This is a genomic window from Streptomyces sp. NPDC052064 (assembly GCF_055585925.1).
Map to the genome: position 1 here is coordinate 17,831 of NZ_JBVJJE010000018.1, position 13,689 is coordinate 31,519.

The 13,689-nt window shown below is 71.9% G+C and carries 10 protein-coding genes, 1 tRNA gene and 3 pseudogenes; 6 read left to right on the forward strand and 8 right to left on the reverse strand.

What is annotated here, in order from left to right:
• Positions 1–12: 12 nt before the first annotated feature.
• Positions 13–981, reverse strand: coding sequence for a helix-turn-helix transcriptional regulator (locus ACZ6TU_RS35955; RefSeq protein ID WP_469553016.1), 969 nt, complete (start codon positions 979–981; stop codon positions 13–15).
• Positions 982–1,096: 115 nt separating this feature from the next.
• On the opposite strand from ACZ6TU_RS35955, the gene ACZ6TU_RS35960 reads away from it, so the two are divergent.
• Together ACZ6TU_RS35960 and ACZ6TU_RS35965 are read left to right on the forward strand one after the other, a co-directional pair.
• On the forward strand, positions 1,097–1,513 hold the full coding sequence (locus ACZ6TU_RS35960; protein ID WP_467672640.1) for a DUF3224 domain-containing protein: 417 nt from the start codon (positions 1,097–1,099) through the stop codon (positions 1,511–1,513).
• Positions 1,514–1,601: 88 nt separating this feature from the next.
• Positions 1,602–1,675 (forward strand) — tRNA-Thr (locus tag ACZ6TU_RS35965).
• 53 nt (positions 1,676–1,728) lie between these two features.
• Here ACZ6TU_RS35965 and ACZ6TU_RS35970 read toward each other — a convergent pair.
• Together ACZ6TU_RS35970 and ACZ6TU_RS35975 are read right to left on the reverse strand one after the other, a co-directional pair.
• A pseudogene (locus ACZ6TU_RS35970) lies at positions 1,729–3,070 on the reverse strand (tyrosine-type recombinase/integrase); the annotation flags it as partial.
• A pseudogene (locus ACZ6TU_RS35975) lies at positions 3,067–3,219 on the reverse strand (transcriptional regulator); the annotation flags it as partial. The pseudogenes ACZ6TU_RS35970 and ACZ6TU_RS35975, both read right to left, overlap by 4 nt.
• Before the next feature lie 628 nt (positions 3,220–3,847).
• On the opposite strand from ACZ6TU_RS35975, the gene ACZ6TU_RS35980 reads away from it, so the two are divergent.
• Both ACZ6TU_RS35980 and ACZ6TU_RS35985 read left to right on the forward strand, forming a co-directional pair.
• Complete coding sequence (locus tag ACZ6TU_RS35980) at positions 3,848–4,330, forward strand: hypothetical protein (protein ID WP_469553018.1); 483 nt, start codon at positions 3,848–3,850, stop codon at positions 4,328–4,330.
• 28 nt (positions 4,331–4,358) lie between these two features.
• Complete coding sequence (locus ACZ6TU_RS35985; protein ID WP_469553020.1) at positions 4,359–4,748, forward strand: hypothetical protein; 390 nt, start codon at positions 4,359–4,361, stop codon at positions 4,746–4,748.
• Positions 4,749–5,009: 261 nt separating this feature from the next.
• On the opposite strand, the pseudogene ACZ6TU_RS35990 reads toward ACZ6TU_RS35985, so the two are convergent.
• Positions 5,010–5,766 (reverse strand): annotated as a pseudogene (locus ACZ6TU_RS35990) (DUF4037 domain-containing protein); the annotation flags it as partial.
• A gap of 3 nt (positions 5,767–5,769) precedes the next feature.
• Entirely contained in the window at positions 5,770–6,693 is a 924-nt protein-coding gene (locus tag ACZ6TU_RS35995; RefSeq protein ID WP_467672645.1) for an aminoglycoside phosphotransferase family protein, read from the reverse strand.
• 112 nt (positions 6,694–6,805) lie between these two features.
• Between ACZ6TU_RS35995 and ACZ6TU_RS36000 the strand changes: the two genes are divergently transcribed.
• Entirely contained in the window at positions 6,806–10,048 is a 3,243-nt protein-coding gene (locus tag ACZ6TU_RS36000) for a Tat pathway signal protein (protein ID WP_469553022.1), read from the forward strand.
• A gap of 69 nt (positions 10,049–10,117) precedes the next feature.
• Here the strand turns inward: ACZ6TU_RS36000 and ACZ6TU_RS36005 are convergent, their stop codons facing one another.
• Together ACZ6TU_RS36005 and ACZ6TU_RS36010 are read right to left on the reverse strand one after the other, a co-directional pair.
• Entirely contained in the window at positions 10,118–11,098 is a 981-nt protein-coding gene (locus ACZ6TU_RS36005) for a zinc-binding dehydrogenase (protein WP_467672649.1), read from the reverse strand.
• Positions 11,099–11,161: 63 nt separating this feature from the next.
• The gene (locus tag ACZ6TU_RS36010; RefSeq protein WP_467672651.1) at positions 11,162–12,322 is read right to left on the reverse strand and encodes an NAD(P)-binding protein; all 1,161 of its coding nucleotides are present in this window, start codon (positions 12,320–12,322) and stop codon (positions 11,162–11,164) included.
• Positions 12,323–12,451: 129 nt separating this feature from the next.
• Between ACZ6TU_RS36010 and ACZ6TU_RS36015 the strand changes: the two genes are divergently transcribed.
• Positions 12,452–13,144 carry a pentapeptide repeat-containing protein gene (locus tag ACZ6TU_RS36015; protein ID WP_469553024.1) on the forward strand — a complete coding sequence of 231 codons (693 nt, stop codon included), beginning with the start codon at positions 12,452–12,454 and terminating at the stop codon, positions 13,142–13,144.
• A gap of 39 nt (positions 13,145–13,183) precedes the next feature.
• Here ACZ6TU_RS36015 and ACZ6TU_RS36020 read toward each other — a convergent pair whose 3' ends face one another.
• On the reverse strand, positions 13,184–13,684 hold the full coding sequence (locus ACZ6TU_RS36020) for a hypothetical protein (RefSeq protein ID WP_467672655.1): 501 nt from the start codon (positions 13,682–13,684) through the stop codon (positions 13,184–13,186).
• Between the last annotated feature and the right edge of the window lie 5 nt (positions 13,685–13,689).

The window sequence follows — 13,689 nt, forward strand, 5'->3', positions numbered from 1 at the left end:
TTTCGAAGGGCTTCACCGCTGCCCGTACCGGTCCGCCAGCGCCGCCACCGCCCGTGCCACGGCCTGCCGCAGCTCGGGCGGCCCGAGGACCTCCGCCTCCGGACCCAGCCGGAGCAGATCCCCGACCGCCACGGCCTCCGCCTCCACGGGCAGTTCCACCTCCACCCAGCCGTCCGCGTCCGACGCGCCCGCGCTCTCCAGGGCCCGCGCACCCGCCGCCCCGAACTGCATCGGCAGCAGCCGCTGCCCCCGCGGTGAGAGACGCAGCCGGGCGACACCCTGCCGCAGGGCGGCCTCCAGCCGCCGGGACGACTCCTCCCAGTAGGCGGCCAGGTCGAAGCCGGCCGGACGGTCGAAGAGCTCCCCGGTCTCCTCCACGGTCAGCAGGCGGGAAACCCGGTACGTCCGCACGGCCTCCTCCGCCAAAGCGACCAGGTACCAGATGCCGCCCTTCAGGACGAGCCCCAGCGGCCGCACCTCCCGGCGCACCTCCCCCCGCCACCGCCGGTAGTGCACCCGCAGCACGCGCCGCTCCCACACGGCTGCCGCCACCGGCTCCAGACACGGCACCGGATCGGCTTCCCGGAACCACGCCGGCGCGTCCAGGTGGAACCGCTCCTGCACCCGCCGTGCCTGCCCGGCCAACTCCGCCGGAAGCGCGGCCTGCACCTTCAGCTGGGCACTGGCCAGCACCGCTCCCAGTCCCAGATCCCGCGCCGGACCGGGCATCCCGGCGAGGAACAACGACCCGGCCTCGGCGTCGGTCAGACCGGTCAGCCGCGTCCGGTATCCGTCCACCAGCCGGTAGCCGCCCTCCGGCCCGCGATCCGCGCACACCGGCACACCCGCCGCGCCCAGCGCCTCGACGTCCCGGTAGACCGTCCGCACCGACACCTCCAGCTCGGCGGCGAGCTCGGGCGCGGTCATCCGCCCGCGGTTCTGGAGCAGCAGGAGCAGGGAGAGGAGCCGGTCGGCGCGCATGAGGGCCATTGTCCGGAGTGCATCCCCGTACCTGACAGGAGATGTCAGGTACGGGGAAGAGAGTGGTGCTCCCAGACGGCCCGCACGGCCATCGGCTGATCGAGAGGACCCACCCATGCCCGGCACACGGACCACCACCGGACACTTCACCTTCGCCGACTGGCAGGAGCGCGTGATCGGCCCGGCTGAGGAGGCGACCCCCCGGCTCGCTCACGCCTCCGTCCGGAACACCTTCAGCGGCGGCATCGAGGCGGCCGGGACGATCTGCGAGTACAGCATCGTCTACGTCACCCAGAAGACCGGCTCCTACACCGGCATGGAACTGATCACCGGCCGGCTCGACGGGCGGGAGGGGAGCTTCGCCGTGGAGGAGCGGGGGTGGTTCGGCGAGGACGGGACGGTGCACTGCACGTTCGAGGTGGTGCGGGGGTCCGGGAGCGGGGAGCTGGCCGGACTGCGGGGGAAGGGCGGGTTCACCGCGCACCACGGGGAGGCGACCGTGGCGTACCGGTTCGAGTACGAGGTGGAGTGAGCCCGGGCGGGACGGAACTTCGTGGCTCGGGGAAACGGGCTCTGTGTAGAGTGGTGCCGCCCTCGCGTACGGCGTTGTAGTACGCGGTGCCTCCTTAGCTCAGATGGCCAGAGCAACGCACTTGTAATGCGTAGGTCGTCGGTTCGAATCCGACAGGGGGCTCTGAGAAACCTCAGGTTAGATAGCCGCTGACCTGGGGTTTTCTGTTGCTCGGGGTAGATGTCCCGCGTGATCCGGGTGTCGCTGTGCCCGAGGGTGTCCGACACGATCTTGACTTCGATGCCGGCGGCGAGCATGAGCGTGGCCGCGCCGTGCCGGAGATCATGCAGCCGGATCGGCGGGAGGCCGGACGCTGCGACGAGCCGCTCGAAGAGATCCGTGACCTTGCCAGGGTGCAGCCAGGGGCCGTCTTCCTGGGTGAAGACGAGGCCGGTCTCGACCCAGGCCGGGCCCCATTCCTCGCGGTCCGCTTCCTGTTGCTTGCGGTGCCGCTCCAGGACGCCGACGGTGTCGTCGTCCAGGGCCACGACGCGGAAGCCGCTGGCGGTCTTCGGCTCCGATGCCTCGACCTTCCAACCGTCGTCCTGCACGAGTTGGCCGGTGACGGTGAGGGAGTGCTGGTCGAGGTTGGTCTCTGACCAGGGCTGGCCACACGCCTCACCGCGGCGCAGGCCGCGGAAGGCGATCAGGTGCCACATGGCGTACAGCCGGTCCTCGGCCACGAAGTCGAGGAAGGCGCCGGTCTGTTCCGGCGCCCAGACCATTACGGGGGAGGGCTTCTCGCCGGTCTGCTGCCACCTGGCGACCCGCTCGTCCGTCCACACCAGCGCCTTCGGCTTGCGGACGGCGGCGAGGTCGACGTGGGCCGCCGGGTTGAACGTGATGATCTGCTGGCCGACCGCATCGTTCAGGGCAGCGCGGAGCGTCGCCTTGATGTGCTGGCGTGTGGCGGGGCCGTGACGCGGCAGAAGGGCGGCATCGCGTCGATCGCCGCCTTCATGACCTTGCGGCGGGCCCGGTTCTCCACGCCCTTCCACGGCACGGACGCCAGCTCCTCGACCGCCGCTCGCCGCTGGGCGTTCTGCTCCAGGATCTCGGCGTTGGCGTCGGTGATGGCGGTGAACATCTCGCTGAGGTGGCTCACACGCAGCCGGTTGAGGCGTCGGTCGCCGATGTGGGGCTTGAGGTGCACGCGGATGTCGGTTTCGTAGCGGCTGATGCCCGTCTTCCGGATGCGCTTCCCCGCGAGCCACCGGTCCAGCCATTCGCCCACGGTGAGGCTGCCGACGAGGTCCCGGCCGGCCTTGAGGCGACGCCTTGTTTCCTCCACGTCGGGCAGGGGCAGCTTGTCGCGGCTGACCTCGGAAAGCAGCTCGGCGATCAGCTGGACGCCTTCTGGGTCGTCCGACTCGGCGAGCCCGAGAAGGGCGCGCACGTGGTCGAGGTCGGCCTGGGCCGCCTTGAGGCTGGCGTACCCGCCACGGGCGAAGGACCGTCGGCTGCCATGCCGGTCTTCGGGTTGCGGCAGGAGCAGCGGCGGTAGGTGGAGCCCTTCAAAGGCGTCCCTCCGAGGTGGTGTCGGGTTCGGGTTCGGGCAGGTCGACGTCGCCCAGTGAGGGTGGCAGGTCGGGTGGGGTGGCGCCGCCCTCGCGGAGTCGGCGACGGAGGTGGCGGAGGGTGTACTTGGCGGAAATAGCCCGCGCGGCACAGGCCGAGAGCACCACACAGCGACCGGACGCTCCAATCCGCACGCCCGCAGCCGCCCCGGCCCCGCAGCCGCCCCAAGCACGGCGGCGCTGATCACGACCGATCGGACGCTGAGGCTCATACGGACCGACCAGGGGCGCCCATCCCGCGCAGCCGCTCCAGGCTCTGGTGATACGCAGGATGGGCCGCCTGGCGAAGTTCGCTACGGCGGGACCGCGGTGGGGCTGCCCGAAGCCCTATGCCTCGCACATGAGGCTCAGCGCCAAGCTCGCATCCAGCGACGAACTGGTCATGCAGAGCCTTGCTCAGCTCTTCCTCAAAACTGTTGCCCAGTAGCCCCGTTCACCACAAGATCGTCACGTCGCGCCGATCTCGCACGGCTGCCGGTCGGCAACGTAGCGGCACGGGCGCGGTACGCACGTCTGACCAACGTGCGGATAGGCAACGGAAATTCATGTACCGGGGGACGATGTGTCGACATCATCCACAGACAGAAACCGGCTGGCCAAGGGGAACGGCCGACGGAACAGGATCCGCGACATCGCCGCGCTGACGGCAGCGGCCGTAGCACTGGGGGTCGCGGCACCGCTTGCGACTGCTACGGCCGCTGAACGAGACACGGCAGTGGTGGCGAGTGCCACTGACGCCGCCGAGGTGGAAACCGGCCTCGACGTGCTGGAGAACCTGAACGAAGAGGACGCCTTCCGCGGTCTGGAGGAGGCCCTCCAACTCGTCAGCGAAATCCCTGACGACGTGCTCGCTCAGGGGCAGAAGGCCACCGAGCAGTGGCTGCAGGCACGCCTCGGCGACACGGCCGGCGAGGGCCGCGTCCAGCCGATGAAGTTCAACGCCGGCGGATGCGCCCGCGGCATCCTGCTGGCCGTGGGATCGAACCTGCTGGCCATCGGGAAGATCTACAAGGTCAAGAAGGCCATCGACAAGCTCGGCGGTATCAAGAAGGTCGTCAAGAAGATCCAGGACAAGAAGAAGCGCGGCAAGAAGAGCTTCAAGAAGGCGATCATGGAGGTCTTCGAGGAGTCCGGCACGGGTATCGGCGCCATCGCGGCCGAGATCCTCGGCGTCGACCAGGTCATCAAGAACTGCTGGTAAGACCGGCCCCGAGGAAAGGAAACGTCCTGTGCAGACAGTCGCGACGGTACTCCAGTGGGCCTTCTTCGGCGCAGGCGTCGCCGTACTGGTCATGGCCCTGGGCAGCTCCGTCAGGATGAAGCTCTCCGGCGCCCGCATCGGCGCCGTCATCGAAGCCATCGAGGCCCGATGGTTCGGAGCAGGATCCGTACTCCTGGCCCTGCTCGTCGGCGGCGCGGCCATGACCGCTGCCGGGCGCCTGACCGACCACAGCATCGGCATCGAGCAGGCCGCGCTGGTCGTCTTCCCGCTCGCCCTGGTCGCCGCCTTCGCCGTGCGCCGGATCACCGAAAAGTACGGGCACAAAACCGCCGCCCGAGCCTCCGGCCTGGTCCTGGCTCCGGCCGTGTTCGGCGCCCTGATGTCGGCCGCCGGATGAGGCCGGCAGGCCACTGAGGACTCACGACCGCTGCGGCTGCACACCTAAGCGCGGGCCATCGGAGGCACAACCCGCTGCCTCCGATGGCCCGTTCTGCTGTCTGCAATGCTTCCTGGCACAGGCGGTCACGACCAAGGTCGCGGCCATCTCGCCTACTCCACGAGCATCGTCCCTCGCACTACCCTCGCCCAGGACTCGATCTACGCCGACGCAGGCGCCGCATCCGGTCCCTCACCCTGACCGCGCTGAGCGCCGCGCCCTGGGGGGCGCGGTGAAGGCGGTGCCGAGCCACTTGCTGTAGGGCGGGTAACGGCGGTTCATGAGGAGACTCAGGCGCATCAGGTCGAGGATCAGGCGGGCGGCCACGATCGCGGAGCCGAGTTCGTCACCCACCTCGCCGCAGCGGCCTACGAAGGCCTCCTCCTGGGAGATGCGTTTCCACTGGCAGGCCAGGACGTACAGCCAGATCTCGTGCGGGTACCAGCGCAGGGCGGTGCGGGCCGGGGCGAGCCGGTCGAGGCCGTCGTGGAAGCCGGCGCCCGCGGAGACCTCGGCCAGGTGTTGGGTTGGGGGTGGCCGGCCAGTCCGCCGTGGTGACGCCCTGGGCCGGGTCGAAGCCGAGCTGGCTCGTGAACCAGATGGCGGGGTCCGTGATGTCGACGCGGTGGTGGACCGGGCCGTCGGTGCCGGTCATGACGCGGATGTCGGTGCCCGGGTCGTCGCCGGTGCGGGCGAAGTGGGTGGGGTGTCCGAGGAAGGTCTTCGGGAGGCGGTGGGGGAGGAGGGCGGTGAGGCGGGGGCCGTGGGCCTGGGTGTCCTCCGGGCGCAGGAAGAGCTGGAGGCGTGGGCCCCACTCGTGGTCGGCCGAGCGCGGGGTGTCGTAGCCGAGGACCTCGGAGCCGCTGCCGAGGCGCGCGGCCGAGTGGGGCAGGCCGGGGAGGGACTCGTCCAGGAGGGGACGTACGGCCTCGATGCAGAAGCGGCGGGAGAGTTCCAGGCCGGGGAGGAAGGACGGCATGGGTCAGCCGGTGTGGCCGCGCAGGCGGCGGGCGATCTCGAGTTGGCCGTCGTCCAGGGGGCGGCCGTCCTCGATGTCCCACAGGGCGTTCTGAAGGAGGCGGCCGAGGGTCCAGGCGCGGGCGCGGGGGCGGTCCAGGGCGAGGATGTCGGTCATGGCGTCGAAGCGCCAGAGGATGTCGTCGGGGTCGTAGCGGTTGTCGATGGCCGGCCACAGTTCGAAGCCGGGGTCGCCGGCGAGGGGCTTGGGGTCGATGGCGAGCCAGGGGGCGCGGGGGGAGGCGAGGACGTTCTCGTCGTGGAGGTCCCAGTGGAGGAGCCGGTCGCCCGGCTCGTCGGCGACTTCGCGTACGGCGGCGGCGCAGTCGGCGACGAGGCGGCGGGCCTCGGGGTCGGGGATGCGGTCGAGCGCCCACGGGGTCCGGTCCAGCATGTCCCGGGCGATGTCGCCGAGGCGGCGCATGCCGGGCGGGGCGGGGAAGGAGGTGAGGTGGGCGAGGAGTTCGGCGATGGTGACGACGGCCTGGTGGGGGTCCGGGACGTGGGACAGCATCCGGGTCTCGTCGAGACGCTCCAGCAGCATGGTGCCGGTGGCCTCGTCGTGGTCGAGGAGACGGACGGCTCCGTCGCCGTCCCAGACGCGCAGCGCGACCGGTTCGCCTTCGCTCTCCTCGTCGAGGATCTGGAGCTTGAGGACCGCGGGGCTGCCGTCGGCGCGGAGGACCGGGAGGACCAGGGCGGACACGCCGTGCATGGGCGGTCCGTCGGGCTTCAGTTCCCAGCGGTCGAGGAAGCCGGCCGTCAGGTCCGGCAGTTCCTCGATGAAGGCGCGGCCTGCCTCGCCGTTGTACTTCTCCTGTGATGCCGCCAGTTCCCTTGGAATGTCGATCACCCTTGGCACGGTAGTGGCGTGTGCCGGCCGGGGCATGCGAATTAGCCGGGGCCTGAGGTGGGGGGCGGGAGCCCCTGGAAACTCGCTGAGACTGTGTCGTACCTGTGTGCGACCATCTCCTCAACGACCACTGATCCAGGGGGGATTCATGTCCGACGACGACTCCTGTCCGCCTGAGAGACCGAGACGCGGGCGGACCGCCGTGTTCGCCGCTGTCGTCTCTCTCCTCGCCTCACTGCTGTCCCTGACCATGGTGGGTCCCGCGCAGGCCGCCGACCCGGAGTGCGCGCCGCTCGCCCTCGCGCCGTTCGGCGACCCGGGCGACGCCGTCGGCAAGGCCACCGTCCCGGCCCAGAGCAGCGCCTGCTTCACGGTGACGGCCGGCTCGGCCGGTCTGCACCTCGTGACCCTGGACGACAGCCAGAACAACGCCTACGCGCAGATGCTCGACGCCGACGGCGCCGCGGTCGACTGCTTCGACGACGAGTACCGCGCCGAGGGCTGGTGCCAGGTGCCCGCGGCCGGTACGTACACCGTCAAGGTCGTCAACAGCGGCTGGGTCGACGACGAGCAGACCGAGCTCACGGTCGTCCCGCTCGGCTCGGGCACCCGCGGCTGCGCCGAGCCGGTCGGCACCGGCTGGGACCGGCCGGCGGTGATCCGGAGCGCGGCGAGCCCGCTGGCCGTGGACTGCCAGGCCTTCGAGGGCCGGCCCGGGGAGCGGATCCGGCTGACGGTCGGCACCAAGGTGTACGGCGAGTCGATCGCCTGGATCACCGACGCGACCGGCGCCCGCATCTGCGAGCACTTCCCGGAGGACGGCGAGGACAGCTGCGTCCTGCCCGGCGACGGCCCCTACCGGGTGCTGTCGAACGTCTCCCGCGCGGAGAGCGGCTTCCCCGCCGAGTACGCGCTTCAGGTACGTCGGCTGAACGACCCGCAGGGCTGCGCGATCGCGTCGGTCCTGCCCTACGGACCGATCGAGCCGCGGGACTTCGGCACGGACGCCTGCTACACCTTCTCCGCCGCGAAGGCCGGGCCGTACACCGTGCACTACGTGGACGAGGACCGGTCGGCCGGGGCGGTCCGGGTGTACGACGCCGGCGGCCGGACCGTGTGCGAGTCCGGCACCGACCCGTGCCGGATCCGCGAGGCGGGCACCTACACGGCGGTGCTCGGCACCAGCGCCTTCGCCCCGTCCCGTGACCGGCTGGTCGTGTTCGACCGTGCCTCCGACGCCGGCTGTGTCGCGATCGAGACCGGCTTGTACAAGGGGGAGCTGAGCACGGTCGGGCAGTACGACTGCCTGACGTTGCCCGTGCCGAAGGGCGCCCGGATCGCCGCGCTCACCTCGCAGTCCTCGGCCGGGCTGACGCCCGAGGTGGAGGTCCTGGACCGCGACGGCACCCCGCAGTGCGACGGGGAAGCGCTCCGGGGCGGTGACTGCGCGCTCACCGGTGAGGCGCCGTACCGCGCGCTGGTGCACACCGAGGACAGCGGCGACTCCGCGATGGGCAAGTACGCGGTGGCCTTCCACCGCACCGACGTCGCGGAGGGCTGCCCCGTCCTGCCCGTCGGCAGTTTCGCCGCCGGCGGCGCGAAGGCCACGCTCACCACGGGCGAGGGCGTCTTCTCGCACTGCCTGGGCATTCCGGCGGACGCGCACTCGCGGGCCGAGGCTCTCCAACTGGTCGCCACCTCCGGGACCGCGCCCGCCGGTTTCTCGGTGCTGGACTCCGACGGCAAGCGGGTCTGCGACCGCTACGCCACCACCAACGGCTGGACGGTCTGCTCGCTGACCCCGGGCAAGGCCCACACCGTGCTGGTGACCGGCCGGGACGCGGCCGCCACGTACACCCTGACGCGGCGGGACGTCACCGCGAGCGCGTCCTCGGCCGGCTGTGCGAAGACCGCGGCGGTGAAGGTCGGCGGGGCGTCCCTGAAGAGCGCGTACGGAGCCCCGGGCACCATCAACTGCCACCAGGTGACCACGGGCGTGGCCACCGACGTCGTGCACGTCAATGTGCGCGACGCCCTCGCCACCGCCAACAGCGCGGTCGTCGCCGGGGACGGCCGGGTGGAGTGCGTCGACCGCAACGCGCCCTGCGCGGTCACCGGTTCCACCACCCACCAGGTCCTCGTGCAGACCCCGCCCACGCAGAAGGCGGCGCCCGAGTACCGCCTCGACGCGTTGCGCATCGCCACCGCCGGCGGGCCCGCCCCGGAGTGCGCCAAGGTGCCGTCCGTGGCGTTCGGGTACGGGCCGGTCACCGGCACGCTGAACGAGTCCCGCACCGCCACGTGCGCGGCGCTGCCCACCGCCGGGTTCGACCGGTTCGAGGCCGACATCAAGGACACGACCGGCGCCACCACCACGGCGGTGCCCGTGCTCTACGACAGCGAGTGGACCAACGGCTGCAGCTTGTGGAGCTCCGGCTACCGCTGCTCGGTCGGTGGCCCGGCGGGCGGGTCCTCGCCGTCGCTGTTCCTGCTCGGCCTGCCCGAGAAGGCGTCCAGCACGGCCTACAGCGCCAAGCTGGCCTGTTCCTCCACGCTGTGCGGCACGGAGAAGACGGACGTCACCGCAGTCAGTCCCGACACCGGGGCCGCGGGCACCAAGGTGAAGCTAACGGTCACCGGCACCGCGCTCGGCAAGGACGTCACGGTCAGGCTCAGCCAGGCCGGAAAGACGATCACGGCGGAGGCGGACTCGGTCTCCGCGGACAACCGGACGGTGACCGCGACCGTCGACCTGACGGGCGCGGCCACCGGCACCTGGGACGTCAGCGTGTACACGCGTGGCTGGCAGTACCAGCGCGGCACCTTCACCGTGACCGCCCAGCCCGAGCTGGAGAACACGGCCGCCCCCAAGGTGACCGGCACGGCCGAGGTGGGCGCCAAGGTCACCGCCGCGCCGGGCACCTGGTCGGCGACGCCGTCCTCGTACACGTACCAGTGGAAGGCGGACGGGACGGCGATCAGCGGGGCGACCGCGTCGGCGTACACGATTCCCGCCGCGCAGGTCGGCAAGAAGCTCACCGTGACCGTGACGGCGGTCAGGAGCGGCTGGCAGAGCGGGTCGGCGTCCTCGGCGGCGGTGACCGTGGCCAAGGGGGACGCGCCCAAGGCGACCAAGCCGCCGGTGATCAGCGGGACGGCGAAGGTCGGCCGGACGCTGAAGGCGTCCACCGGGACGTGGAGCCCGGCCGCGACGTCGTACGGGTACCAGTGGTACGCGAACGGCAAGGCGATCAGCGGGGCGACCAAGTCCTCGCTGGTGCTGAAGGCGGCGCAGCGGGGTAAGAAGATCACCGTGAAGGTGATCGCGCACCGCACCGGGCACAAGGACGGGTCGGCGGTGAGCGCGGCGACGAAGGCGGTCGCCCGCTGACCCGTCCCGGCCGACCCTTGTGAGGAGGAGGGACCCCACGGCCCGTGGGGTCCCCGGTGGGGCGTCGCGTCATGGCTCCAGGACGACCTTTCCGATCGTCCCCCGGGTCTCCAGGGCGCGGTGCGCGGCCGCGGCCTCGGGGAGTGGGAAGCGCTGCACGGCCGGGGTGAGCCGGCCGGCGGCGGCCTCGGCCAGGGCGCGCTGTTCGAGGGTGCGTACGGGGTCGGGGCCGCCGGCCTTGCGGAGCATGACGGGGCCGAGGACCTGCTCGGAGACGCCGTCGACGAGGTAGGGCTCGCCGTCGTGGATGCCCTCGGCGGACCAGCCGAAGACGACGTGCTTGCCGCCGGGGCCGAGGAGGGCGACGACCTCGCGGGCCACGTCGCCCCCGACGCCGTCGAAGACCACGGTCGCGGCCCGGCCGCCGAGGTGGGCGCGGACCTTCTCGGGCCAGGCGGGGTCCTTGTAGTCGACGGCGAGATCGGCGCCGCCCGCCTGCACGCGGGCGGCCTTCTCCGGTCCGCCCGCGAGGCCGATGACGGTGGCGCCGGCGTTCTTGGCGTACTGCACGAGGAGCGTGCCGATGCCGCCGGCCGCGGCCGGGACGACGGCCACCGAGTCGGGGCCCAGCTCGGCGAACTGGAGGATCCCCATCGTCGTACGGCCCGTGCCGATCATGGCGACGGCCTCGGCGAAGTCCAGGTTCTGCGGTATCTCGTGCAGTCGTTCGACTTCGGTGACGGCCAGTTCGGCGTAACCGCCGGGGACGAAGCCGAGATGGGCGACGACCCGCTTGCCGAGCCACAGGTCCGCGACGCCCTCGCCCAGGGACTCCACGACGCCGGCGACCTCGCGGCCGGGGATGGTGGGCAGGGGAGTCGGCTCGGGCGCCGGTCCCTGTGCGCCCTCGCGCAGGGCGGTGTCCAGGAGGTGGACGCCCGCCGCCCGTACGGCGACACGGACCTGGCCGGGGCCCGGCCGGGGGTCCTCGACCTGCTCGTAGGTGAGGTTCTCGGCCGGGCCGTAGGCGTGCAGGCGGATGGCGTGCATGGGAACTCCTCGTGGGTTCGTCCGGTGCTGACGAGTTCGTCCGGCGCCCCCAAGCCTTCAACCTCAAGCTTGCTTGAGGTCAAGCTCCCGCCTGCCGAGTGCCAACGACACCGCCGTCAGGGCGCTGTTGAAGGAGACCTCCGCCAGCACGCCCGGGGCCGCGACCTGGTCGCCGGCGAGGTACACGCCGTCGCCGCGGTCCACGGCGGGCCGGTCGCGCCAGCTGGCGCCGGGCAGGTCGACCGCGCCCGTACGGCCGTTCGCGACGGCCTCGCGCCGCCAGGTGACGCGCTCGCGCCAGCCCGGGAAGCCCAGGTCGAGCAGCTGCTCGGCGCGGGCGGCGCCGTCGGCCTTGGACTCGTCCGGGGCGATGGGGATCTGACCCTGGATGAGCTGCTCGCCGGCCGGGGCGAGCCCGCGGTCCTGGGCGGTGAACCGTTCGAGCCAGCCGGTCGCGTCGAGGTCGGAGACCACGAACGCGTCCCCGCGCCGCGTCCGTACGGCGAGGTCGACGAGGACGGAACGGCCGCTCGGCCAGGTCAGGGAGTCGTCGCCGAGCAGGCGCCGGGCGGCGTCGAGGGAGGTGGCCACGACGACCGGGGTGTCGGTGGGGAGCGTGTCGATCCGGGAAAGGGTCTCCATCCGGACGCCCAGGTTCCAGGCGCGGGCGGCCATCCGGTCGATGAGGCTGGCCCAGCCGCCGCGCGGGTAGTGCGCCTCGGGCGGCAGCTTGGTGGCGCGGCGCAGCCGCTCCTGCACGAACGCGGCCGACAGGGAGCCGGGGTCGTGGTGGAAGAGGGCGACGGCCGAGTAGTGCGCGGCGGCCCGGGCCCCCTCCTCGCCCGCGATTCCGGTCGCCCAGGTCAGGAAGTCGACGTCCACGGGCGCCTGTTCGGCGGTCCGGCGCAGCAGCTTCAGCATCGGGAAGGGCGGGGTGCGGCGCAGCACGCCGTGGTGCCGCAGCCGTAGCCGGGCGGCCTCCAGGGGCGGTATCGGGGCGAGCGGCCCGATGAGGTCGCGCTGCTTGAGCCAGGCCCAGTGCGGGCCGCCGTTGTAGAGGGCGTGCGGGCCCTCGTTCGTGCGGTACGGGCCCTCGGCGGTGCGGGCTCGGCCGCCGAGGGTGTGGTGGGCTTCGTGGATGGTGACCTTGGCACCCGCCTCGGCAGCGGTGATGGCGGCGGTCAGTCCGGCGAAGCCGCCGCCGATGACGGTGATGCGGTGCATGGCTGGGGTCTCCCTGGACTCGACGACTCTCTTCTGGGAGTACGACCGGTCGAGAGCCCCGGAATGTGACATGGCCCGTTGCCTCGCAGGTCAGGGGCTGTTGTCAGTGGCGTGTTGCAGCATGGGCGCATGGCGAGGAGTACGGCGGGCGGTACGGGAGCGGGCGGTACGCGGGTGAAGGCCGCGCGGCGACCGGAGGTCCGGCTGCCGGCGCTGGAGCCGTTCCCGGGCGGCGGGCTGGAGCCGGACGGGGACTACGACGGGCTGGAGTTCCGGGAGGCGGATCTCGCGGGGCAGGACGGGTCGGGCTCCCGCTTCCTGGACTGCGCCCTGACGGATTGCGCGCTGGACGAGGTCCGGTTGCGGCACGCCTCCGTCCTGGACTCGACACTCACGAGTGTGCGGGGCGTCGGCACCGACCTCGCCGAGGCGACGCTGCGCGACGTCGAGCTGATCGACGCCCGCCTCGGCGGGACCCAGATGCACGCGGCGGTGCTGGAGCGGGTGCTGGTCCGCGGCGGCAAGATCGACTATCTGAACCTGCGCATGGCCCGGCTCAGAGACGTCGTCTTCGCGGGCTGCGTCCTCGTCGAGCCGGACTTCGGCGGTGCCCGCCTGGAGCGCGTGGAGTTCGTGGACTGCGCGCTGAAGGGCGCCGACCTCCATGCGGCGACCCTCAAGGACGTCGACCTGCGCGGGGCCGTGTCACTGGAGATCAGCCGGGGGCTGGACCGGCTGGCCGGGGCGGTGATCAGTACGACCCAGCTGCTGGACCTGGCGCCGGTGCTGGCGGCGCAGTGGGGGATCAGGGTGGAGGACTGACAGCCCCGGAGCGAGCGGCACCGCCGTCGCCGGCAGCTCTCACGGGATCCTGGGAAAGCGGGCCTGGAGGGTCCAGATCGCCGGGTTCTCGGCGAGGTCGTCGTGCAGGTCGGTGAGGTCGGCGATCAGGTCGTGCAGGAAGTCCCTGGCCTCGCGGCGCAGTTCGGTGTGGGAGACGGTGAGCGGGGGCTCCTCCGCCGGCATCCAGTCGGCCTCGATGTCCACCCACCCGAAGCGGCGCTCGAAGAGCATCCGGTCGGTCGACTCGGTGAAGTCCAGCTCCGCCCGCTGCGGCCGGGACGCCCGGGAACCCGCCGGGTCCCGGTCGATCCGCTCCGCGATGTCGCACAGTGCCCACGCGAAGTCGAGCACCGGCACCCATCCCCAGGCTGTGGACACTTCATGGTCCGTCTTGGTGTCCGCCAGATAGACGTCACCGCAGAACAGGTCGTGCCGCAGGGCGCGGACGTCCGCACGGCGGTAGTCGGTCTGCGGCGGGTCAGGGAAGCGGTTGGAGAGGGCGTAGCCGATGTCGAGCACGGATG